This window comes from Oleiphilus sp. HI0067, from assembly GCF_001635735.1.
Genome location: NZ_LWFI01000221.1, coordinates 1 through 969, shown reverse-complemented (window position 1 = coordinate 969; position 969 = coordinate 1). Strand labels below are relative to the sequence as shown.

Sequence of the window (969 nt, the reverse complement as noted above, 5' to 3'; positions counted from 1 at the left end):
AGTAACTGCTTATGACTAATCGAGTCATCAACCAAACTCTGTACCGGCTGTTCATGCAATACAAGCGCATTATTCTGCAATACATCCTGTAAAATAGATTGCCAATGGTTGGCTTGCCTAACTTCTTGAGAAACGCCATCTTCTTCTAAATCAACGTAACGCTGCCAGCCCGAAATTCCTTTAGACTGAGCTTGTCGCAACGCCATATCCGCTTTCGATAACAAACCCGATACCGTTTCAGCATCGCTCACTTCCGCCACACCAACATTCACCCAGTCATCTTTCAGACCTTGACGTAAGACCGGAATAGATTGAATTTTAGAAAGAAGTTTCTGGGCGTAGGTTTCAGCACAATCAACACTAACACCCGATAAAAACACACTAAATTGCGCACCAGATCTTCTTGAACAATATGCGCCACGATATTCGGCAGAAAGTTCTTTTAGTAGCTTAGAAATCTCCTGCAATAACTCATCGCCCGTCTGACGCCCGTGAGACAGATTAATAGACTCAAAGTCATTTAACATGACTAAGACTAACTCCCCCACGCCTGTCACAGAACGACCAACTAAGTCAGACTTCAAACGCGCATCAAAGCCTTCTCTGTTAAACAATCCCGTCAAATCATCTAATCGTGATAAATCCCGGAGCCTTTCGATATCATCGATTTGCTCATCGAATACTTTTTTCAAGCTCTGAGCCATATCGTTGATTGAACGCGCAACGGAGTCCAATTCACGCGTTGGAGGTAATTCAAGGGGCTGTTCAAAAAATCGGTTAGCAATGCGCTGCGCTTGTTGCTCGAGCTGCACTAGCGGTGCCAATAAATAACGAAGCAAGCTGTAAAGTAATAAAAGCCCAACAATCAATAAGCCTGCAAATAAGATCAATTGAACAACAAAACGCTCCCATAATTTGTCGATTGCGAGCGCGGAATTAGAAACGACCTTCAAACTTCCCAGCCTTTGC

1 protein-coding gene is annotated in these 969 nt (G+C 43.8%); it reads right to left on the bottom strand.

What is annotated here, in order from left to right:
* On the bottom strand, positions 1–953 hold a 953-nt coding region (locus A3739_RS02840; protein ID WP_197471992.1), incomplete at its 3' end, for a diguanylate cyclase domain-containing protein.
* Positions 954–969: the final 16 nt, after the last annotated feature.